The sequence below is a fragment of the Alteraurantiacibacter lauratis genome, assembly GCF_037154155.1.
Taxonomy (GTDB): Bacteria; Pseudomonadota; Alphaproteobacteria; order Sphingomonadales; family Sphingomonadaceae; genus Alteraurantiacibacter; species Alteraurantiacibacter lauratis.
The window spans coordinates 1-18626 of the sequence record NZ_JBANRN010000022.1 but is presented as its reverse complement, the minus strand read 5'-3'; the positions used below and the strand labels follow the sequence as shown (position 1 = coordinate 18626).

Annotated in this window: 24 protein-coding genes; 4 read left to right on the top strand and 20 right to left on the bottom strand. The window is 70.2% G+C overall.

Annotated features, from left to right (window positions below; genetic code table 11):
- Positions 1–126 precede the first annotated feature (126 nt).
- From WFP39_RS14865 to WFP39_RS14790, 16 genes are all read right to left on the bottom strand, one after another.
- Positions 127–939, bottom strand: a complete 813-nt coding sequence (locus WFP39_RS14865; RefSeq protein ID WP_336920629.1) for an IS5 family transposase — start codon at positions 937–939, stop codon at positions 127–129.
- Positions 940–1015: 76 nt separating this feature from the next.
- The gene (locus WFP39_RS14860; RefSeq protein ID WP_336920628.1) at positions 1016–2239 is read right to left on the bottom strand and encodes a type II restriction endonuclease; all 1224 of its coding nucleotides are present in this window, start codon (positions 2237–2239) and stop codon (positions 1016–1018) included.
- Positions 2226–2657 carry a very short patch repair endonuclease gene (locus WFP39_RS14855; RefSeq protein WP_336920627.1) on the bottom strand — a complete coding sequence of 144 codons (432 nt, stop codon included), beginning with the start codon at positions 2655–2657 and terminating at the stop codon, positions 2226–2228. Before WFP39_RS14855 ends, WFP39_RS14860 begins: the two co-directional genes overlap by 14 nt.
- Before the next feature lie 28 nt (positions 2658–2685).
- Entirely contained in the window at positions 2686–3957 is a 1272-nt protein-coding gene (gene dcm, locus WFP39_RS14850; protein ID WP_336920626.1) for a DNA (cytosine-5-)-methyltransferase, read from the bottom strand.
- A 41-nt stretch (positions 3958–3998) separates the two neighbouring features.
- The gene (locus WFP39_RS14845; protein WP_336920625.1) at positions 3999–4421 is read right to left on the bottom strand and encodes a M15 family metallopeptidase domain-containing protein; all 423 of its coding nucleotides are present in this window, start codon (positions 4419–4421) and stop codon (positions 3999–4001) included.
- Between the two features lie 72 nt (positions 4422–4493).
- Positions 4494–4673 (bottom strand): hypothetical protein, encoded by a 180-nt coding sequence (locus tag WFP39_RS14840; RefSeq protein ID WP_336920624.1) that lies wholly within the window; start codon positions 4671–4673, stop codon positions 4494–4496.
- Positions 4670–4867 (bottom strand): hypothetical protein, encoded by a 198-nt coding sequence (locus tag WFP39_RS14835; RefSeq protein ID WP_086620099.1) that lies wholly within the window; start codon positions 4865–4867, stop codon positions 4670–4672. Before WFP39_RS14835 ends, WFP39_RS14840 begins: the two co-directional genes overlap by 4 nt.
- A 21-nt stretch (positions 4868–4888) precedes the next feature.
- On the bottom strand, positions 4889–5530 hold the full coding sequence (locus tag WFP39_RS14830; protein ID WP_188236021.1) for a DUF2793 domain-containing protein: 642 nt from the start codon (positions 5528–5530) through the stop codon (positions 4889–4891).
- Positions 5527–7773: a phage tail protein gene (locus tag WFP39_RS14825; protein WP_336920623.1), complete on the bottom strand. Its 2247-nt coding sequence runs from the start codon at positions 7771–7773 to the stop codon at positions 5527–5529. The genes WFP39_RS14830 and WFP39_RS14825 overlap by 4 nt, the downstream gene beginning before the upstream one ends.
- A complete protein-coding gene (locus tag WFP39_RS14820; RefSeq protein WP_188236023.1) occupies positions 7773–8228 on the bottom strand; it encodes a C40 family peptidase in 456 nt (151 codons plus the stop codon). Before WFP39_RS14820 ends, WFP39_RS14825 begins: the two co-directional genes overlap by 1 nt.
- Positions 8221–9057 carry a hypothetical protein gene (locus WFP39_RS14815; protein WP_188236024.1) on the bottom strand — a complete coding sequence of 279 codons (837 nt, stop codon included), beginning with the start codon at positions 9055–9057 and terminating at the stop codon, positions 8221–8223. The genes WFP39_RS14820 and WFP39_RS14815 overlap by 8 nt, the downstream gene beginning before the upstream one ends.
- A gap of 17 nt (positions 9058–9074) precedes the next feature.
- On the bottom strand, positions 9075–9251 hold the full coding sequence (locus WFP39_RS14810; protein WP_188236025.1) for a hypothetical protein: 177 nt from the start codon (positions 9249–9251) through the stop codon (positions 9075–9077).
- The gene (locus WFP39_RS14805; protein ID WP_188236026.1) at positions 9205–9648 is read right to left on the bottom strand and encodes a hypothetical protein; all 444 of its coding nucleotides are present in this window, start codon (positions 9646–9648) and stop codon (positions 9205–9207) included. The genes WFP39_RS14810 and WFP39_RS14805 overlap by 47 nt, the downstream gene beginning before the upstream one ends.
- Complete coding sequence (locus WFP39_RS14800) at positions 9645–9839, bottom strand: hypothetical protein (RefSeq protein ID WP_188236027.1); 195 nt, start codon at positions 9837–9839, stop codon at positions 9645–9647. The genes WFP39_RS14805 and WFP39_RS14800 overlap by 4 nt, the downstream gene beginning before the upstream one ends.
- 84 nt (positions 9840–9923) lie before the next feature.
- Complete coding sequence (locus WFP39_RS14795) at positions 9924–12824, bottom strand: non-contractile tail sheath protein (RefSeq protein ID WP_188236028.1); 2901 nt, start codon at positions 12822–12824, stop codon at positions 9924–9926.
- A complete protein-coding gene (locus WFP39_RS14790) occupies positions 12821–13450 on the bottom strand; it encodes a DUF2460 domain-containing protein (RefSeq protein WP_086620089.1) in 630 nt (209 codons plus the stop codon). Before WFP39_RS14790 ends, WFP39_RS14795 begins: the two co-directional genes overlap by 4 nt.
- A gap of 83 nt (positions 13451–13533) precedes the next feature.
- Here WFP39_RS14790 and WFP39_RS14785 point away from each other — a divergent pair, with 83 nt between their 5' ends.
- Both WFP39_RS14785 and WFP39_RS14780 read left to right on the top strand, forming a co-directional pair.
- Complete coding sequence (locus tag WFP39_RS14785; RefSeq protein ID WP_188236029.1) at positions 13534–13779, top strand: FitA-like ribbon-helix-helix domain-containing protein; 246 nt, start codon at positions 13534–13536, stop codon at positions 13777–13779.
- The gene (locus WFP39_RS14780; protein WP_188236030.1) at positions 13779–14204 is read left to right on the top strand and encodes a type II toxin-antitoxin system VapC family toxin; all 426 of its coding nucleotides are present in this window, start codon (positions 13779–13781) and stop codon (positions 14202–14204) included. The genes WFP39_RS14785 and WFP39_RS14780 overlap by 1 nt, the downstream gene beginning before the upstream one ends.
- Positions 14205–14211: 7 nt before the next feature.
- On the opposite strand, the gene WFP39_RS14775 is transcribed toward WFP39_RS14780, so the two are convergent.
- A complete protein-coding gene (locus WFP39_RS14775) occupies positions 14212–16725 on the bottom strand; it encodes a phage tail tape measure C-terminal domain-containing protein (RefSeq protein WP_336920622.1) in 2514 nt (837 codons plus the stop codon).
- A gap of 72 nt (positions 16726–16797) precedes the next feature.
- Between WFP39_RS14775 and WFP39_RS14770 the strand changes: the two genes are divergently transcribed.
- Both WFP39_RS14770 and WFP39_RS14765 read left to right on the top strand, forming a co-directional pair.
- Positions 16798–17010 (top strand): AbrB/MazE/SpoVT family DNA-binding domain-containing protein, encoded by a 213-nt coding sequence (locus tag WFP39_RS14770; RefSeq protein ID WP_188236032.1) that lies wholly within the window; start codon positions 16798–16800, stop codon positions 17008–17010.
- Complete coding sequence (locus tag WFP39_RS14765; protein WP_188236033.1) at positions 17010–17390, top strand: type II toxin-antitoxin system VapC family toxin; 381 nt, start codon at positions 17010–17012, stop codon at positions 17388–17390. Before WFP39_RS14770 ends, WFP39_RS14765 begins: the two co-directional genes overlap by 1 nt.
- Before the next feature lie 8 nt (positions 17391–17398).
- On the opposite strand, the gene WFP39_RS14760 is transcribed toward WFP39_RS14765, so the two are convergent.
- The 3 genes from WFP39_RS14760 to WFP39_RS14750 all read right to left on the bottom strand — a co-directional run.
- On the bottom strand, positions 17399–17554 hold the full coding sequence (locus WFP39_RS14760; RefSeq protein ID WP_223181244.1) for a DUF7697 family protein: 156 nt from the start codon (positions 17552–17554) through the stop codon (positions 17399–17401).
- Positions 17555–17625: 71 nt separating this feature from the next.
- On the bottom strand, positions 17626–18063 hold the full coding sequence (locus WFP39_RS14755) for a hypothetical protein (protein WP_188236034.1): 438 nt from the start codon (positions 18061–18063) through the stop codon (positions 17626–17628).
- Between the two features lie 15 nt (positions 18064–18078).
- A partial coding sequence (locus WFP39_RS14750; RefSeq protein ID WP_336920621.1) for a phage tail tube protein occupies positions 18079–18626 on the bottom strand: 548 nt, incomplete at its 5' end.

Below are 18626 nucleotides of genomic sequence, written 5' to 3'. Positions count from 1 at the left end.
AACCAAAGAATCATACCTCGGCTTCGTCGCACTGGCCTCAATCAAACTCTGGATACCCTTTGTCCACGAAGCCTAGCATACCCTTCAACGATACGAATCTGCCTTTCTATGAGTCGGTTTCGAAACTCACGCTGACCGAGCCAATCGGCGGATCATGAGCATGGCGGCGGCGGCGTAGAGGAAGGCTGCGGCGGATTTGAGGGTGGCTTCCACGTCCTTGGCCAGACGCTGGTTTCGATTGATCCAAGCGAAGAACCGCTCGATCACCCAGCGCCGAGGCAGGACGACAAAGCCGGACTGCCCGGCGATCTTGCTGACGATTTCGACGGTGATGCTGGTCGCCTCGGTGACACGGTGATGGTTATAGCCGCCATCGGCCCAGACCTTCTCAATGAACGGGAAGAGGCCGCGCGAGATTTGCAGCAACGCGCCGCCGCCATCACGATCCTGGACATCGGCGGTGTGCGGCTCGACAAGCAGCGGCCTGCCGTCAGTATCGACCAGAGCATGACGCTTGCGACCTTTGATCTTCTTGCCAGCATCGTAGCCGCGCGGCCCACCGCTCTGGGTGGTCTTGACGCTCTGACTGTCGATGATGGCTGCGCTTGGCGAGGCGTCCCTTCCGGCTCGCTCGCGGTCGAGCGCGACCAGCGCGTGGTTGATCCGCTCGAACAGGCATTCGTCACGAAACCGGGCAAACCAGCGGTAGACCGTCTGCCACGGCGGGAAGTCCTTGGGCAGTAGCCGCCATGCAATCCCGCCGCGCAGCACATAGAAGATTGCGTTCACGATTTCGCGCATCGGCCATTGCCCTCGCCGCCCCGTCGTGCGCGCCTCGGGGACAAATGCCGCGATCAACGCCCACTCGGCATCGCTCAAATCCGTCTGGTAACGCTTCGAAACACGCGTATGCTGCGCGCGGGTGGCTGGGGTCCACATCAAGTTCTCCGGGTCGTCTGCAAACCCCCCGGAATCACAGGAACCTCAGCCGCTCAACCCCTTTCGAAACGGCCTCTTAGAGGAGCCGAACGTCGCCGATGAAACTCTCCAGCGTCTGCAGGTGTGGCTGCACTGCATCGGGATAGGCGCGGATGATACCCGACGGAACGACCAGCTGGACACCGGACTCGTGCATCTCGCGGAACTGGCCCTCGGAGACCCCTTCCTGCAGCGTAAGGAGGTGCTTCCTGCGGATCCGGTCGGCCTCGTTGAGCACCTGCCGCCAGCGGTCACGGCAGGTTGTCTTCACGGCGAGCATGCGCAGCCTGGAATCCGGGAAGCCCGGGTTCTGGTAGGCTGCCTGCGAGGGAAAGAGGAAGTCAGGACGCTTGCCGGGATCGGACTCCGGCTGGTGAGAGAAATGGGTTCCCTCGATCAGCCGCTCCTCGATCAGGATCTCGCGGGTCTGAAGCTCAAGCGAGCGGCCGGCGCGGGCCTTGCGTCGCTGCAGGATGGTCTGCGCGCGCTTCAGAAAGGCATCGAGGCTCTCGAAGCCCCTGAGAATCGCCGGAAGCTCGATGGCGTGCTCGACACTCTGGAAAATTTCATACTCACATGCGAGGCGCCGGAGCAGCCGAGCGTCTGGTTCAAGACCATCACAGGGCCGAAGCTCGACCGCCTTGCGGACGATCTCGGTGCCGGGCGGGAATGACGTCTTCCACCCCTCGGGGATCTCGTCATCGGCGAGCCAGCAAGAAGGGCGCTCCGGAACACGGAACAGGTCTGGCTGGACAACATCAGCGGTCCACACGACATAGCGGCCCGGCTCAACCGGGCCGATCCGGTCCTCGATCAGGTCCTCCTCGGTGGCATGGCGGGCGATCCAGACATGGCACCCGGGCTGTTCACCAGCCTCGACCCTGCGGAACGAGAACAGCGCGACAGCTCCGGTGCTGTCCGGATCCAGAAGGGGCGAGGCGGCGCCGCCGAAGTTGGTAAGTCTTGCCTCGTTCCGCCCGCCCTTGGGCTTCCCGTGGAACCGGTTATTGTAGTAGATCGCCCGCACCTTCCTAAAGTCTGGATGGCTGTCGATCGCGAGGTCGAACCAGGCGTCGGGGTTCAGGATGTCCGTCCGGTTGATGGCAGGAATGACCCGGAACAGGAACTCCTTCGGGATGTAAGGGCCCGCCTGGTGGGAACCGTTTGCCAGGGTGTCATTGCCCGAGAGGCGCTTGGCGAAGATGATGCGCCCGGGTTTCAAAAACTCATCGAGCCAGTCCGTGAGATCAGCCAGCGCCATGGATCGTCCCCCTGATCTCACCTTCGGACGCCCCGCCGAGAAGCCAGGCGGCCGCCTGTGCCACCACCGCTTCCGGTCCTTGTGCGAGCCTGCCCTTCAGGGCGCATTCCCACACAGTCAGGACACGCCAGCCGCGTTCGAGCAAGGCCTTGCGGTCGCGGGCGTCGCGCGCCCGGTTTCCCTCGATCTTTGTTCGCCAGAAATCCGCGCGAGTGCGCGGCCATCGGAACAGGCCGCAGTCGTGACCGTGCCAGAAGCACCCGTGCGCGAGGATCACCGCCCTCCAGCGGGGAAGAACAATGTCCGGGCGTCCGGGAAGGTCACGTCGATGCAGGCGGAAACGGAATCCGAGCCTGTGCAGGCCCTTCCGGATTGTGCGCTCAGGCGCAGTGTCCGCGGAACGGATGCCGGCCATCATCCGGCTTCTGGTTGCGGGATCGACAACATCAGACCGCAATGGGCAGCACCCCCTGCCGCAGGTCCGCGGGCAGATCGCTGATGTCCAGCCACGGGACCACGTGCCGCGCGACGGCCTCGACGACCGGGACCACGACAGCATTGCCGAACTGGCGATATGCCTGTGTGTCGGACACCGGGATGACAAAGCGGCTCTCCCCGGGCCGGTCAAATCCCATCAGCCTCGCGCATTCGCGCGGTGTGAGACGGCGGGGATTTCCCGCGGTTCGCCGGACGAGGATTTCCGAGCCATCCTTGTAGTAACGCGCAGACAGCGTCCGTGCGACATCGTCGGGCCCGACGAGGCCGAAGCCGAACCCGTTGCCGGCCGCGCGGTGCCTTGCCGCATAGTCCTGCAAATAGCGCCAGAGGTGATCGGTCAGGACATACTTGTCGGCCACGCGTCCGATGTTTCCGGTGGTGTAGGGGGACTCCGGTGACTCGCTGCCGTCCTCGGGGTGCAGGATGTCGCCAAGCCGCGGACCATTGACAGGATCAGGCACCGGCAGGTCTTCGAACGTGAACCCGTTCGGCTCGCGGAAGCCGACGATGAAGATGCGCTCGCGATGCTGCGGCACCCATGATCGCGCATCGATCACCCTCGCATGAATATGGTAGCCGAGCTCGTCCTCGAGCGTGCGCCGAATCACCTCGAAAGTTCGCCCACGATCGTGGTTGACGAGGTTCTTGACATTCTCCAGCACGAATGCGCGCGGGCGGTGGTGCTCGATGATCCTCGCCACATCGAAAAAGAGGGTGCCCTGCGCCTCGCAGCGGAAGCCGTGCGCCCGCCCGAGGGCATTCTTCTTGGACACGCCGGCGATCGAGAAGGGCTGGCAGGGAAAGCCGGCAAGCAGCAGGTCGTGCTCCGGAATGTCGGCAGCATCGATCCGGGTGATGTCGCCGGCCACCTCATGGTCGCAGGAATAGTTCGCCAGATAGGTCAGCTGGGAATGCCGATCCCATTCGCTGGTGAAGACACACTGGCCACCAAGCGGCTCGAAGCCTCTGCGCAGTCCGCCAATGCCCGCGAAGAGATCGATGAACCGGAAGACAGGCCGGGATTTCCGCTGGTCGCGCGAATCCTTGCGCGAAAGGGTCTCAAGCAGGGCCACCGCAGCCCGGCGCGGCGGCGCCTCGCCATTCTCCCATCGGTAAATGGTCCGCTTCGAGAAACCTGTCAGCTCGGAGAGCTGATCCACCGAGACACCGGCGCTCGTGCGCAGCCGGGCGAATTCCGAGAGATTTGTGCTGGGAATCATTGCGTCACGATGGCACAAATCGACCCAGATGCAAGGTGAAATCAACCACCTGCGACCAGCTCGTAGTGCGGTCCGTCGAGGAAGGCGCTCTTTCCCGCTGCGCGGCGGCGGGCTGCGTAGGCCTCGACTGCCCGTGCGAGCCCGGTGGCATCGCCTGGCAGGTCGGCCAGCTCGCGGTCCCAGACCCCGCCCCAGCGCAGCGCCACGTCCAGCTCGATTGCGGCCCGTCGGACGGCCACCGCCACCGCATGGATCGGCGGCCACTCCCAGCGCGCCCGCCCGCCGATCCACGGCACGAGGTCCACCGCATGGCCCCAGCCATCGGCTTGGCGCAAATGTTTGGAGCGCATCGTGCGCGAGGCGCCGCGCGCGACCAGCTCGCGCTGCTGGGCCTCGGTGCGGAGGCCATCGTGCACGGTGAAATCCTGCGTGGTGATCGTCATCGCGCGCTCTACTACCGCCACGAGACGCGGGTGCACTCCATCAAGCTCGCGGCGCGAGGCCGCGCCGAGCACAAAAGGCATGGCGAATCTCCTTTAATGCAACGCGCCGGCTGGCCGCTTGCGGCGCCGGGTGACGACGCAGGCTGATGCCCTGCTCCGCCGTGGATGCACCACCCCCTCGCCCGGCATCGCCAGCAGCGCGCGGCAGGCCTCGGCGAGCGCGCAGGCGGCGGCGCGGCGCAGCCGGACGGCGGCAAGGCTTTCGCGGCTCATCGGCCCAGCCTTTCCTGGATGACGGCGGTGAGCGCGGCGAGCGAGGCGGCGAGCTGGCGGTCGGCCTCGAGCCGCTCGCGGTCATAGGCAAGCCGCTCCCTGGCGGTGGTCATGCGCTCCCACACCAGCCAGCCGATGATGAGGCCGGCCGGCCCGAAGCGGGTGGCAAGCTCGAGGATGAGCGATGGCTCCATGATGCTCCTCCTTTCATGCGATCAGCCGGCAGCGAGGAAGGTGATGCCGGCAAGCGAGCTGAACACGGCATTCGATCCCTGGAGGATCACCTCGCCCGCGGGCGTCACATCGACCCGGTAGGCGCCGCCGCCCGACCAGCAGGCGAACATCAGCCGCGCAGGTGGGCGATAGCCGGCAAGCAAAGTGAACACGGTGCCGTCGCTCCCGGCCTGCATCAGCCCCTCGATGCTCACCCGCCCATGGGCATCGCGCCAGTAGCGGGGTGAGGCATAGCCCGATCCGTAGCCGATCCAGCCGAGGGCCAGCGTCGGGATCTGCATCGCCTCGGCCGGCAGGTCGCCCCAGGCGCTGCCGGAGAAGGTCACGAGCCGCTGGGCCTGCTCGTCCCACAGCCGCCAGCCCGCGCGCGGCACGAGGAAGCGCCAGCCCGATTGCCACAGTGCGATCCGGCCGCTCTGACCCGTCCACGCACCGGTGGCGCCGGGCCCGACGATCCACGCCTCGCCCTCGGCGGGCGCGGCCGGCGGGGCGGAGAGGTGGCGGCCCTTGACCCGCCCCTGCACCAGGGCATCGAGCAGGATCAGCGCCTCGTTGTGGGTCACCTCCTTCTGCGCCTGGGCGGCATCGATGAAGGGCAAGGCAAGGTTGGGAGTGGTCGTCACAGGGTCACCTCCAGGGCTGCGCCGCGCCCCACCCGCTCGCTCAGCTGGTGGATGCGGCAGGTCACGGCAGGTTGCACGGTGCCGAAGTCGGCGATCTGGTCCGCAGCCGGGTAGAGCGCCTGCGGCTGGGTGGTGGCGATGGTGCGCCTGACGCTGCTGCCTGCCATGATGTCGATCTGATATGCCTCGCCCGCCTCGCCGAGCGGGGCATCGACATGGTCGCTCCAGGGCGCGGGCCAGCGGGTGCGGCGGATCCAGCGGATCGCCAGATCGCCCGCGCCGTTGCGCTCACCTCGCGCATGGACGGGAGCAAGCGGGATCAGCGCGCGCGCCTGCCAGGCAAGGCTGATGGTCGGCGCATCCTCGGCCCGGGTGCCGAGCGAGACCGCGCGCCATTGGCGCAGCGCCCCGCGCTCGGCCAGCGGCAGGGCGAGCCGGGCGTTCCCGGCGGAGCCAGTGAGCAGCACGAAGCGCTCGCCTGGGCCATGGGCGCCGATCGCATCACCGGTGCCGCGCCGCCCGCGCAGCAGGGTGGCAAGACGCCAGGTGCCCGGCGCGACCAGTTCGGCATCGCGGAACTGGATCACCTCCCCGCCGACGAGGCAGGCATTGGCGCCGGAGAGCACCGCCGCCTCGCTCACGCTCTCGAGCGTGTCGGACGGATCGAGGAGGCTGACGGTGAGGCTGCTTGCCCGGTCCCAGACATGGGGCGAGGCCGGTGGCAGGACGTCGAGCGCGGTGCCGAGCACGGCTGCCTCGGTGAGGTCGGCGAGCCGCTCCCAGGTGGCGCCGCCATCGGCCGATCGCTCGAGCACCGCGCCGCGCCAGCCGGCCGAGGCCCCGGCCGCGGCGAGCAGCAGGTGCGGCCCGTCGTCCTCCTCGCGCAGCAGCGGCAGATCGAGGAGGTGGGCGGTGGTCACCCCGGGCAGCAGCACTTCCTGCGGCGGCACCGGGGCCGGCGCGGCGCTGGCGATGCGCGAGAGCGCGGCGGCGCCGTCGGTCACCGCCTCGACCAGCAGGCTGCCCGGCAGGCGCAGCTCGCGCCGGGTGACCCGCAAGGTGCGCGCGCGGCCCTCGCCATCCAGCACCACCAGCTTGTCGCCCGGCTCGACGTGGAGATAGGCGATCGGCAGCTGGCAGGTGACCGTGTCGCGCCCGAGCCACTGGAGCCAGACCATGCGCTCGGCGATCGCCTTGGCCTCGGAGGCCTCGAGCACCAGCGGCAGGTCGACCGAGAGATCGGCGGTGCTGGGGCTGGTCGAGCGGCGGGCGCGCTGCGCGTTCACCTGGTAGTCGCGCGCGGGATCGAGGTGCTGCACGGTGATCTGGCGCGGCAGTTCGGCCTCCGCCGTGCGCCGGAGCTCGAGCGGCGGCGGCTCGCTGCCGAAGGGGTGGGCGCCGAGTTCGCCGGCGGGCACCCGCGCGACCGGCGTGCCATCGGCGGGGAAGAAGGCGAGCGCGCCCTCGATCTCGGCGGCATCGAAGAAGAAGGCGCTGCGCAGCGGCTCGAGCACCTGGCGGATGCTCGCCGGGCGCGCCACGGCATAGCCGGCAAGGTCGATGCGCCCGGTGCGCGCGGCATCGAGGAAGGGCACGCCGGCGAGGCTGCACAGCTCCTCGATCACGCTCGCCACCGTGGCCGAGGCCTGCGCCTCGACCTCGAAGGTGAAGTTGGGGATGCGGTTGCCGAAGTCGGCAAGCTCGAGGCGCTCGAACACCACATAGGCAAGACCGCGGTGCGCCGGGCAGCCCGCCGCACCGAGGGCTGCCTGCATGGCGGGATCGGGCATCTGGTCCTCGCTGCCGGGGTAGACGCGCAGCGCCTCGGCGTGGCGCTGCACCCCGTCGGCATCGCGGAACAGCTTGCCGTCGGCCCAGATGCGCCGCACGCCCGCGATGGGCCCGCGGCACAGCGCGATCGCGCAGTCGACATGGTAGCTGTAGGTGGTGGTGGTGGTCTTCGCCCCGCCGCCCTTGCCGCCCTGCTTCGTGGTGGTCCTGGTCTCGATGAGGCCGGTCGACCAGATGAGATTGCCGGCGATGCGGCCCGTCCCCCACAGCCGCGGGATGGGCTGGCCGTAGCTCGAGGCCTGCACCGCCAGATCGGCAAGACGCGGGCCCTCGGCGCTCACCGTGGGGGCGAACAGGGTGCGGTCGAGCGCCGAGCCGATGAGGCCGCCGATCGTGCCGCCCAGCGGCCCGCCGATCGCGGTGCCGACCGCGGAGAGGACGAGCGAGGCCATCAGTCCGCCTCCTCCTGCGCCACTCCCGGCAGGCGGAAGGCGGCAAGGATGCGCTGCGCCCAGTCCGCGTCGATGCGGTGCTCGACCACCCGGCGCCGGGGCGCATGGGCGTGGATGATCGCCGGATCGCCGGCAAGGTCGGAGCGGATCGCGAGATGCTGCGCGCGGCCCTCGATGGCGATCAGCAGCACGTCGCCGGGCCGGGCGGCGGCCGGATCGATGGGCTGCATCAGTTCGTGCGCGAGGCGGGCGAGCAGGTCGCTGTCGGGCCGGCGGGCATAGCCGGTGATGTCGAAGTCGGAGAGGCCGAGCTCATGCGCCACGGCGATGACGAGGCCGACGCAGTCGACCCCCACCCCGCGCCGCCGCCCCTGGTGGCAGAAGGGGGTGCCGAGCCAGCGCCGCGCGGCGGCCACCACCGCGGCGCCGGTGACGCGGGCGGCAGGCTCAGCCATGGACGATCTTGCCCCCGCCGCGCAGCGTGCCGGTGCTCGTGCTGCTGGGGATGATCACCGGGAACAGGCAGGCATCGTTGGGGATGTCGGGCAGGCCGAGCTGGGCCCAGTCGGCGACGTTGGAGAAGTTCGCCAGCGGCATGGGCAGAGCGGTGCGCGGGCGGGTGACGGTGATCCCGGCACTGCCCGCCGCCCCGGTCGAGGCCGAGAGCGTGACGCTGCTCACCCCGCGGATGTTGCGCCCCTGCTGGGCGGCGGTGCGCAGGCCGTCGAGGCTGAAGAGGCGCCCGGCCGCCAGACTGCCGCCCACGGCGAGCGGGTTGAGGGTGCCGGTCGAGCCGTCATCGAAGGTGACGGTGAAGGTGGCGTTGGCCGCGGTCGCGCCGCCGGGGCTGTAGATCTCGTACCACCACTGCAGGTCGGAGAAGTCCGCGCGGCCGATCCGGTCCGCTGCGACGCCGAGCGTCTGGACATCCACGCCAACCGTTTGCGCGCTCGTCACCGAGAGGTTGAGCCCGCCCATGTGCGCCAGCCGGTCGTGGATCTCCAGCGTCGTGGCGCTGGCGCTCGAGACCGCCCAGAGCCAGGCGAGATAGCTGCGGCGCGGCGCGGCCTGGTTGGCAAAGGGCAAGGCGCCGACGAGGGCCCCGGTGCAGACCTCGGCCGCACCGGGGATGGCGCCCTGCCCCGGCGTGCCGGTCGCGCGCCACAGCGAGGCATATTGACCGGCAGAGCCGGAGCCGAGGGCGATGGAGCCCTTGTCGATGACGATGCGACTGGCGCCGTTGGCAAGCGCATCGATCAGCTGGTCACGGGTGGTGATCGGCATGGCTGGGGTCCTCGGGTTCAGGGCGCAGGGTCGGGGGTCACATCGGGCCAGGCCGCGATTGCGGCGCGGCGGCGGGCCTCGCACAGGGCAAGGTCGATGTCGCGCTGGCGCAGCGCGCGCTCGGCCCCGGCGGCGGTGAGCGTGCCGTCAGGGCCGGTCGGGAGCGGGGTGCGCGTGCAGGGCTGCAGCGCCACCGCCGGGGGCGGCGGCACCTTCCAGGCCAAGGGCAGCGGCGCTGGCCTCGATGGACTGCACGCGCCCAGCATCAAGGCACAGCACAGCGCCGGCAGGGGTGGTCTCATGGGTGCGGGCCTCCTCGAGCGAGTGGATGATGATCGGCTGCAGCTTCTCGCGGGTGAGGGCATGGGCGGTGCTCGCCGCGCTCGCCCGCGCTGCTGCAGCAGCCTCGAGCGCAGTGATCTGCCGGGTCTGCGCCTCGAGCGCGGCCTGCCAGCGCGCCGCCGCTTCGGCCGCGGCGCGGGCCTCGCCTTCGGCCTTGCGCGCCGCCCCGAACTGCCAGAGCACGAGCGCGGCCAGCGCCAGCAGGATGAGGCCGGCGCCCATCGGCAGCAGGCTGCGCCACGGGCTCACGGCTCGCCCGCCTCGCCCCGGTCGGCCCCGGGGCGCTCCCACAGCAGCATGGCAGCGAGGCTGGCGAGCGCGGCGGCCGCGGCGGACCAGACCTGCCACTCGGCCTCGGAGATCCCGAGCGCGAGCGCGAGGCCGGCGAACCCCGCCCAGGTCGAGGGTTCGCGCATGCGATTGACGAGATAGCGGATCATGGCAGTCTCCATCGGCGCCCCGCCGCCAGCCCGGCGGGGCGCAAGGTGATGAGGCTTGGCTGGAAAGAGGGTCGAAGACCGCGCTCAGCCGCGCGGATCGGGATAGCGCAGCATCGCATCCTGCCCCGGCACGTGCGGCTCACCGCGGAAGTTGAGCACGTTGGCGAACTTGTCGCGGCAGGTGGCCAGCGCCTTGTCGCAGCCGGCATGGAGGATGAAGCCATCGCCCACGGCGATGTCGCGCCCCATCGGCTCCCACAGCTCGATCCGCCCGCCCACCTGGCTGCGCACCTCGCAGCGCCGTCCGGCATTGGCGCCGCTCGTCCAGACGAGCTCGCCATAGTCGGCCCAGCCGTCGGGCTTGCCGAGGCCGGAAGCCTGGAACACCCGGTTGTCGCTCACCGCGCCGAGGCTGCCATCGGTGAGCGCGGTGACGACGGCGCTTGCGGCATGGGCGGCGCGGCTCACCCCGCATTGGGGCGAATAGAGATCGACCCGGCATTCGGGGCTGTAGCTGTCGATCACCGGCTGCTGGATCGCCTGGGCGAGCCCGCGCAGCTCGGCGCGGAAGGAGCCGCCCGCCGCGCTCACCGTGCCGATCCGCCCGCGCCGCACGATGGTGCGCGGCAGATCGGGCGCGCTCCAGTCGATCACGAACAGCTCGACCGCGGCATGGTCATAGACCCCGGCGAGCAGGTCCGCGGCGGTGATCGCCTCGGCATCGAGCGCGCCCAGCAGCTCGACATCGCCCACCGACATGTCGGCGGCCGAGGCGATCTGGCTGGCCGAGAAGGCATTGGCGGGCTGGTAGGCGAGCCCGTCCACCACCAGCGGCCGGTCGTGCGAGGTGAACCCCAGCACCACCCCGTCGGTGCGTTCGATCCGCCAGCACTGGGCAAGGTGGGTGAGGCCGCCCCACAGCTTCCAGTCGCGCCGGTCGAAGGTCCAGCCGTCGCGCATCACCTGCTCGCGGCTCCAGACGAACACCTCGGCCGGCCCCTCGCGGAAGGCGCGCCAGATCGCCCGGTCGGTCTCGTGCCAGATCCAGGTGGTCTCGGGCCTCAAGGTGAACCCGGCGAAGTAGTGGATCTGCTCCTTGGGATAGCCGAGCACCCGGGTGGCGAGCAGCCAGGTCAGACGGGCAAGATCGTGCCGCGCCTCGGCGATCCAGTCATAATCCTCGATCTGCAGCACGTCGAAGGCGGGATGCTGCCAGTCGGCCTCGGGGAAGTTGAGCGTGCGCAGCATCGGCGCATCCTCGCGCAGGATCTGCGGGGTGAAGACCAGCAGGTGGCTGCGCCCCTCGCTCCCGTTGCTGCCGCCCCGGCCGAAATATGCCTGCGTCTCGATCGCGCCCGCGCCGGGGCTGTCCCAGGCATCGGCCCCGCCGCGAAAGCGCCGCTCGATCTGGGGCATGCGCTCTGCGGCCCCGGCCCCGCGCACCGCCTCGACCAGCCAGCGGGTGGCGACGCCCAGCTGGTCGCGGCACCAGGCGAGATAGGGCAGATGCTGCGCGGCGGGCTGGCCGAAGATGGTGGCGAGCCGCGGCGTCGGCACCGCCTGGCCGGTCGCCGCGGTGTAGGCCGCCTCGGTGGTGGCATCGTAGATGTGCGGGGCGTGATTGCCGAAGCTGCCGTCCCACCACCACGGCTCGCCGATCTGGAAGTGGCGCGGCGCGCCTTCCGGCAGCAGGTCCAGCACCGCGAGGAACACCGCGCGCAGCCAGGCCAGCGCCTGCGGATGGGTCGGCGCGATCAGGCTCGAGGGCGGCTCCCAGCCGGTCGTGGCCATGGTGCCGTCATGCGCGCGCTGCGCCCAGGCCGAGGGCATGAAGCGGGCGAGGATCTCGAAGGAGACCGAGACGATCACCGTGTAGCCCAGGGCGTGCAGGCGCGCGAGGAAGTCGGCAAGCCACTGCACCGTCGGCGCGTTGAGCGGATAGGCGCCCGCATCGACCACGTGGCGCTGTTCCCCCGCATCCCAGACGAGCGCGTGGAACTTGGAGATGCCCATGTAGAGCACGTAAGGCCCGCGATAGCCCAGCGCGTGGACCTGGCGCGCCAGCCGCTCAGGGGTGAAGGGATAGGCGTTGTCGAAGCCATCGGCCATCCTCAGGTCGTGCGCGTCAAGCGGGGCGCTGCGCAGCGGCAGGGTGCTGTTGGGGCCGGAGACGGTGATGTTGGTGAGGCTCACCTCGGCCTGCGCCTCGCCGAGCGGCTCGGGCTCGGCGGTCTCGACGAAGGCCTCGGCCCCGGCCGGGATCGGGGTGCCGCCGCCGGTCACCAGCGGCGGGGTGATGGCGAGGGTCTGCACCGGCCCGCTGGTGGCGGAAGTGACGGTATAGGCCGGGACATCGGGATGCGAGCCGAGGATATAGACCCGCGCGCCCGGGGCGATCGGTCCGCCATCGCCGACGTTGAGCGTGATCGTGCTGGTCCCCGGTGCCGCCGGGGCGGCGAGCGCGCAGTCGCCCCGCCCGGCGGCGAGCGGCTGCAGCGAGATGAACAGGCGCTTCACATCGTGCCAGGGCACTGGCGCATCGGCGTAGAAGCCGCCGCGCGTGGTCTCGTCGAGCACCATGCGGATGTGGCAGGCATCGGGCGTGCCGCTGGTGGCATAGTTCCACAGCCGCACGTAGTGGGTGCCATTGCGGTATGTCTCGACCGTGAGCGAGACCGATTGCAGCCGGTCCATTGGCCGGATGCCAGAGGAGAACCAGTCGAACTCCAGCACGCAGCCGCGGCAGTCCCGCGCGCGGTGGTAGGCGAACAGGCCGTGGTCCGCCCGGTCCTCGGTGTGCCAGATCAGGCCGGCAAGGTCGCGGTTGGTGCGGAACACCGCGCGCACTCGCAGCGCATCCGGCCCGGTGGTGATGACGCTCGCCATCATCGGCAGCGGAAAGTCGACCGTCCAGTATGCCGGCTCGAAGCGGCGGATCGTGGCATCGGCCTCGGCGCGGCGCGGCCAGGTGACGAGGCGGCTCATTCGCGGATCTCCACGATCGGGATCTCGTCGAAGCGCATCACCCCGGGCACCGGCGCGCTCGCCTCGAGCCGGTCGGTATCGAAGCGCGCCGGCACGTCGAAGGCAAAGCCCGCGCTCACCGCCACGCCGGCCGGCACGGGACTGTCGAAGATGACAAGACCGGTGTCGTGCGCGACCGTGAACCCGGAGGCCTGCTCGATCCCGCCCAGCGCCACGCGCACGCTGCCCGCCACGGGGCGGGTGATGCGGCGAATATGCGCGCTCGGCCCGCTGCCATAGGTCTTGATCAGCTGGAAGAACTGCCGCGCCCCGTCGCCGGTGCCGAGCAGCTGGTCGGTGGGCGAAGGCGCGGCACGAACGCTGCACGACTTCCAGTCGGACCAGTCGCGCAAGCGAAAGCCCCGCGCCCGCCCGGCCCGGGCATGGAAGAAGGCGAGCAGCGCCTCGTGATCGGCAAGGGTGCGCACCCCCGGCGCCACGTTGAAGCGCCGCCGCGCCCCGGCCCAGTTGCGGTTGCGCTGCTCGAAGCCCGATGCCACCTCTGTCACCTCGGTCGAGAACTCCGGCCCCGCACTCGAGCCGATGGAGATGCCGATGGGAAAGAGCACGTCGTCGAAGTCGGTCATTGGGCTCGGTTCTCCCGACTGACTCGAGAGGGCTTGGCGCGCATCGTCATATTCGATATCATGATATCAAAAGGAGGCATGCGATGGCTCAACTGGTGGTTCGCAATCTCGATGAAGAGGTCAAACGGCGGCTGCAGAAACGGGCCCGGCGCCATGGCCGCAGCACGGAAGAGGAAGTGCGCTGCATCCTGCGGCGTGCGGCACTTGAGGAGGATGTGCCCGACATCCCGCTCGGTTCGCGCATCGCCGCCCGCTTTGCCGGCCTGGGACTCAAGCAGGACATTCCCGAGCTGCGCGGTGAGATGGCACAGCCAGCCGTGTTCGACTGATGATCCTGCTCGATACCAACGTCGTCTCGGCTCTGATGCGCGACGAACCGGATCCGGCGATCATTGCCTGGCTCGACAGCTTGCCATCCGGCTCGATCTGGACCTCGACCATCACGGCCTTCGAAATCCGCTTCGGCATCGAGCTTCTGAGCGAGAGCCGCAGGCGCCGTTCGCTTGAGGAAGCCTTCGACCTGGTTCTGGCTTCCGACCTCGAGGGACGGGTTCTTCCCTTCGACGAGGGTGCAGCCGATGCCGCTGCCCGCCTCGCCGCGCGCAGGCGTCAGCAAGGAAAGCCGATCGAAATCCGTGACGTGCAGATCGCCGGCATCGCGCTGGCGCGCAAGACCATGCTGGCGACGCGTAACGTCAGGCATTTCGAGGATACCGGTGTGAACCTCGTAAATCCCTGGTCCGTCTTGCCTTGACCGAGCCTCAGACCCCCCGCCGCCCCTCGCTGAGCATGCGCGCGAGGCGGGCGCCGGCCTGCGCGGCTGAGCGGCGCACCTCCTCGCGATTGCTCACCGGCCCGTTGAAGTTGATCACCACATCGCCCGCTGCGGCCCGCTCGGAGAGCTGCCCGGCGAGCTTGGCGGCCTGGCGGCGGGTGAGCACCACCTCGCCGCGCTCGAGGATCGCGGGCACCTCGTGCGGGCCGAGCCCGGCCACCCCGCCGCCATGGAGCCGCGGCGCGGCAGCGAAGGCAAGCGCGGGCACCCGCCGCATCGGCGCGGGCGCGCCCACCACCCCGCCGGCATGGAAGATCGAACCGAACAGCGAGCCGAAGAGGTTGCCAAGATCCAGCCCTTGCGAGAACATGCGCGCGAGCGGCTCGGTCACCGCCTGGCGGAACACCAGCCGGGCGAGATCGGCAAGGATCGAGTCGATCAGCCCGCGAAAGTCGAGCTTGCCGGTGGTCACGAAGCGGGCGAAGGCATCCTCGGCCGAGCGCAGGGCGCCGGTCAGCGCCTGGCCCAGCCCCTTGCCCCAGTTGGCCGCCTCCTCGGCATAGCGCGCCAGTTCCTCGCGTACCGCCGCCCAGCCGCGCGCGGCCTGCTCGGCCGCCTGCGTGATCACCTCTCCGGCCTCGCGCGAAGCACGCCCCGCGCGCTCGGCCGAACCCTCGGCGCCGCCGCCGGGCTCTCGGCCAGCCGATCCGCCGTTGCCGCCCCCGGCCGCAGCCGCATTGCCGCCGCCACCGATCGCCTCGAGGCGCTCGTCGAGCATGGCGGCGGCCTCGCCAGCCTCGCCGATCCTGCGGTCGGCCTGCTGCATCGCCTCGCCCAGCGCCTCGAGCGCGGCGAGCGGCGCGAGCGCCTGCGCGCGCAGGGCATCGGCGCGGGCAAAGGCCGCATCGCTTTGCTCTCGCGCCTCGCCCGCCATGCGCCCCATTCCTTCGGGCATGGCGAAGGGATCGTCGGCGAAGGCCTCGGCAAAGGCGCGCCTTGCGGCACTGCCGGCCCGCGCCGCGGCCCCGGCGAAGCGGTTGTCGATCCGCGGCAGGTCGATCTCGGGCACCAGCGCGATGCGCCGCTCGGAACCCAACAGGTCGAGCCCGGCATTGGCCGCCGCGAGCAGGCGGTTGATGCCGCGCACGGCGGCGTTCAGCATCCGCTCGAGCGCCCCGATCAGGGCATTGGCGGCGCGCACCGCCAGATCGCCGAGCGCCTGCGGCAGGCGCTGCCAGATCGCAATCGCGGCAGTCAGCGCGGCCTCGAACAGGTTGACCGTGCGGTTGGCGAAGGCCACCACGCCGCGCACCGCGCCATCGAGCGCCTCGAGCACCGCGGCGCGGATCGCGTGCCAGACCGCGGCGATCCGCTCTCCGGCCACCTCAGCGAGGAGGCCCATGCGCTCCCACACCTCGCGCGCGAGATCGCCGAGCAGCGCCAGGGCCTCGCCGAAGCTGCCCGCGCCCTGCACGAGCCGGGAGAACTGGTAGACCAGCTCGCCCGCCGCCACGATCACGAGGCCGATGCCCGTGCGCGCCAGCGCGCCGCGCAGCACCACCAGCCCGGTGGCAAGGCTGCCGGTCGCGAGCGCGGCCGCCGCCAGGCTCGCCACCCAGCGCCCGGCCATGAAGGCGGCCAGGACAAGCCCGGTCGCCACCAGCCGGCCGATATTGTCGATCAGCAGCCCGATCGCCTGGCCCACCACGCCGCTGCGCCGCGCCAGCGCGGCCAGCCCATCGGCGATGGCGATGAGCACCGGGGCGGCGGCCACGGTCAGCTGGTTGACCAGCCCCTGCCAGACCAGCTGCAGCCTTGCGATGGCATCGCCCGCCTCCTCGATCGCCGCGGCATCGCTCTGGGAGACCGCCACGCCGAAGTCGGCGACGTCGCGGGTCGCCTGCTGGAGCGTGGCCGTATCGATCCGCATGAATGCCAGCGCGGCGCGGTTGCCGAACAGGTCGCTCGCCACCGCCGCCCGCTCGGCCGGCGGCACGAAGCGCTCGAGCGCCTCGCGGATGGCGATGATGCGCCGATCGACCGGCAGGGCCTGGAGCGCGGCGGCCGAAAGGCGCAGGCGCTGCAGGGCGCCCACCGCTGCGCCGCTGCCGGCCGCCGCCTCGCTCAGGCGCCGGGTGAGCTGGAAGGTGGCCTGCTCGATCTCGCCCATCGACACGCCGGCCAGCTCGCCCGCCCATTGCAGCGTCTGCACACTGGCCACCGTGGTGCCGATCGATTGGGCAAGCTTGGCTTGGCTGTCGATGAGCTCGAGGCCGGAGCGCACCATGGTCACCACACCGGCGGCAAAGGCCGCGGCCATGGCGGCGGCCGCGATCCGGATGCGCGCCTGCAGCGCGGCCGTGCGCTCGCCCGCCGCATCCATCCCCCGCGCAAGGCGCTGCGTGCTGCGCTCGCCGGCCTCGCCGATCCCGGCCAGCTCCGCGCGCACCTCGCGCCCGCCCACCACCGCAAGCCGAACCGAGACGCGTTTGTCAGCCATGGGTCGGGATATCCTTGCCTTGTCAGAATGCTTTTCTTACGTTCCTTTGATCGATCAATCAGGAGCAAGCCGATGGCCGAGACCGCAACCCTTTCCTCGAAGTTCCAGATCAGCATCCCCAAGGCGATCCGCTCGGCCCAGCACTGGCGGGCGGGGCTGAAGTTTGCCTTCATTCCCAAGGGCTCGGGCATCCTGCTCATGCCGGTGCCGAGCAAGGCGGACCTCGAAGGCATGGCCAAGGGCGCCAGAACCGAGGATTTCCGCGACCGGGCGGACAGGACCTGATGATCCTGGTCGATACTTCGGCCTGGATCGAATGGCTGGTCGGCTCGGCAACGGGAAAGCGCCTTGCCCCGCTGCTGCCGGAGCCGGATCGCTGGCTGGTTCCCACCATGGTCCAGCTCGAGCTTGCCAAATGGCTCACCCGCGAGGTTGACGAGGACGCGGCCGATCGCACCATCGCCTTCACCCAGACCTGCCAGGTCGTGACGCTCGACACCCACATCGCGCTGCTGGCAGCCGAGCTTTGCCGCGAGCATCGTCTGGCCACCGCCGATGCCGTCATGCTGGCAAGCGCGCGCATCCATGGCGCGCGCCTGCTGACCTGCGATGCCCATTTCGAGGGTCTCGATGACGTGCAATTCTTCGCCAAACGCCCCCAATAGGTGTCTGCTCAGCCCCTCTCCGCGGCCATCTGCGCATTGATCCCGCGCACCATCATCGCCTCGATCGCGGGCAGGAACTCGGCCGCCGCGCGGGCATCGATGCCGAGCGCCTCGGCCATGGCGAGCGCGGCGGCGAGGTCGAGGCCAAGGACCGCGCCCGGCACGGCGCGCAGCTGGCCGACGAGGCGCTGCGCCAGATCCCAGACCAGAGCGCCCTCGAGCGTGTGCGGTCGGTTCAGGACGGCAGGGCACTGGGCGCAGGTGGTGCTGCAGGCGCGGCAATAGCGCTCGCCTCCGCCGAAGTGCCACTCGGCGAGCCGTGCGAGGCGTTTTTTTCCTCCTCCAGCAGCAGGCCCTTCGCAACATAGCCGAGCTGGAAGGCCTCGAAGAAGGGCAGGAGGTCGAGCAGGGCATCGAGGCCATCGCCGCTCACGGCCAGGGGATTGCCATCGGCATCGCCCACCCCTTCCCAGTCGCGCACCGCGAGCCGCGCCAGCGCCTTGGCCATGGCCACCGCAAGCGCCTCGTTCGAAGCGCCCTCGCCAAGGCCGGCGACCAGCGGATCGCTGCGCGCGGCGGCCATCAGCGCGGTGGTGAGCGGCGCGACCAGCAGGCGCACCCCATGGCCGAGATCGAGCCAGAACGGCGCGCGGGCAAGATCGAGACGGATCATCGGGAACACTCCTCCTTACGCATAGCTGGCGACATCGTTGAGCAGGCGGGCGCGCAGCATGGTGCCCTCGGCCTCGTCGAAGGCGGCGCGCCACTCGTAGCGGGCCTCGACCCCGCCGGGGCCGCTGATCGCGTATTTGCTGCGCGGCAGGAACACCCGCGGCAGCTCGAAGCGCAGGGCATAGCCCTCGGGCATGGTGAGGCCATATTCGAGCGCGACCGGATCGCCATCGCTCGCCTCGCCCATGAGCGTCGCCCCATCGAAGCGCAGCGCCAGCGTGCCGCTGGCGGTGGCCAGCGTCGGATCGGCGGCATCGATCTTGCCGTCATCGCGGATCGTGCGGATACGCTCGAGACTGTTGGAGAAGGTGAGACTGCCGCCGGTGACCCCGGCGAGCGGCTGCCCACCGCGGCGCACGAAGCCGCGCGCCTGGGCGAAGCGCCGCGGCGCCCAGCTGGCGGGCGCGGCATCGACGGTGGTGGCGGAGCGCTCCTCGCCCTGCGCCACCAGCTGCAGGCGGGCATTGGCCGGGCCGTCCTGGCCGAGCTCGAACTCGATGCTTT

Bases quoted from the DNA above. Each gene is read 5' to 3' on its own strand.
- WFP39_RS14835 (WP_086620099.1), bottom strand. From the start codon at position 4,867: ATGGAGCCATCGCTCATCCTCGAGCTTGCCACCCGCTTCGGGCCGGCC.
- WFP39_RS14860 (WP_336920628.1), bottom strand. From the start codon at position 2,239: ATGGCGCTGGCTGATCTCACGGACTGGCTCGATGAGTTTTTGAAACCC.
- WFP39_RS14855 (WP_336920627.1), bottom strand. From the start codon at position 2,657: ATGATGGCCGGCATCCGTTCCGCGGACACTGCGCCTGAGCGCACAATC.
- WFP39_RS14770 (WP_188236032.1), top strand. From the start codon at position 16,798: ATGGCCGAGACCGCAACCCTTTCCTCGAAGTTCCAGATCAGCATCCCC.
- dcm (WP_336920626.1), bottom strand. From the start codon at position 3,957: ATGATTCCCAGCACAAATCTCTCGGAATTCGCCCGGCTGCGCACGAGC.
- WFP39_RS14865 (WP_336920629.1), bottom strand. From the start codon at position 939: ATGTGGACCCCAGCCACCCGCGCGCAGCATACGCGTGTTTCGAAGCGT.
- WFP39_RS14775 (WP_336920622.1), bottom strand. From the start codon at position 16,725: ATGGCTGACAAACGCGTCTCGGTTCGGCTTGCGGTGGTGGGCGGGCGC.
- WFP39_RS14785 (WP_188236029.1), top strand. From the start codon at position 13,534: ATGGCTCAACTGGTGGTTCGCAATCTCGATGAAGAGGTCAAACGGCGG.
- WFP39_RS14800 (WP_188236027.1), bottom strand. From the start codon at position 9,839: ATGATCCGCTATCTCGTCAATCGCATGCGCGAACCCTCGACCTGGGCG.
- WFP39_RS14765 (WP_188236033.1), top strand. From the start codon at position 17,010: ATGATCCTGGTCGATACTTCGGCCTGGATCGAATGGCTGGTCGGCTCG.
- WFP39_RS14755 (WP_188236034.1), bottom strand. From the start codon at position 18,063: ATGATCCGTCTCGATCTTGCCCGCGCGCCGTTCTGGCTCGATCTCGGC.
- WFP39_RS14795 (WP_188236028.1), bottom strand. From the start codon at position 12,824: ATGAGCCGCCTCGTCACCTGGCCGCGCCGCGCCGAGGCCGATGCCACG.
- WFP39_RS14840 (WP_336920624.1), bottom strand. From the start codon at position 4,673: ATGAGCCGCGAAAGCCTTGCCGCCGTCCGGCTGCGCCGCGCCGCCGCC.
- WFP39_RS14815 (WP_188236024.1), bottom strand. From the start codon at position 9,057: ATGCCGATCACCACCCGTGACCAGCTGATCGATGCGCTTGCCAACGGC.
- WFP39_RS14825 (WP_336920623.1), bottom strand. From the start codon at position 7,773: ATGGCCTCGCTCGTCCTCTCCGCGGTCGGCACCGCGATCGGCGGGCCG.
- WFP39_RS14780 (WP_188236030.1), top strand. From the start codon at position 13,779: ATGATCCTGCTCGATACCAACGTCGTCTCGGCTCTGATGCGCGACGAA.
- WFP39_RS14790 (WP_086620089.1), bottom strand. From the start codon at position 13,450: ATGACCGACTTCGACGACGTGCTCTTTCCCATCGGCATCTCCATCGGC.
- WFP39_RS14820 (WP_188236023.1), bottom strand. From the start codon at position 8,228: ATGGCTGAGCCTGCCGCCCGCGTCACCGGCGCCGCGGTGGTGGCCGCC.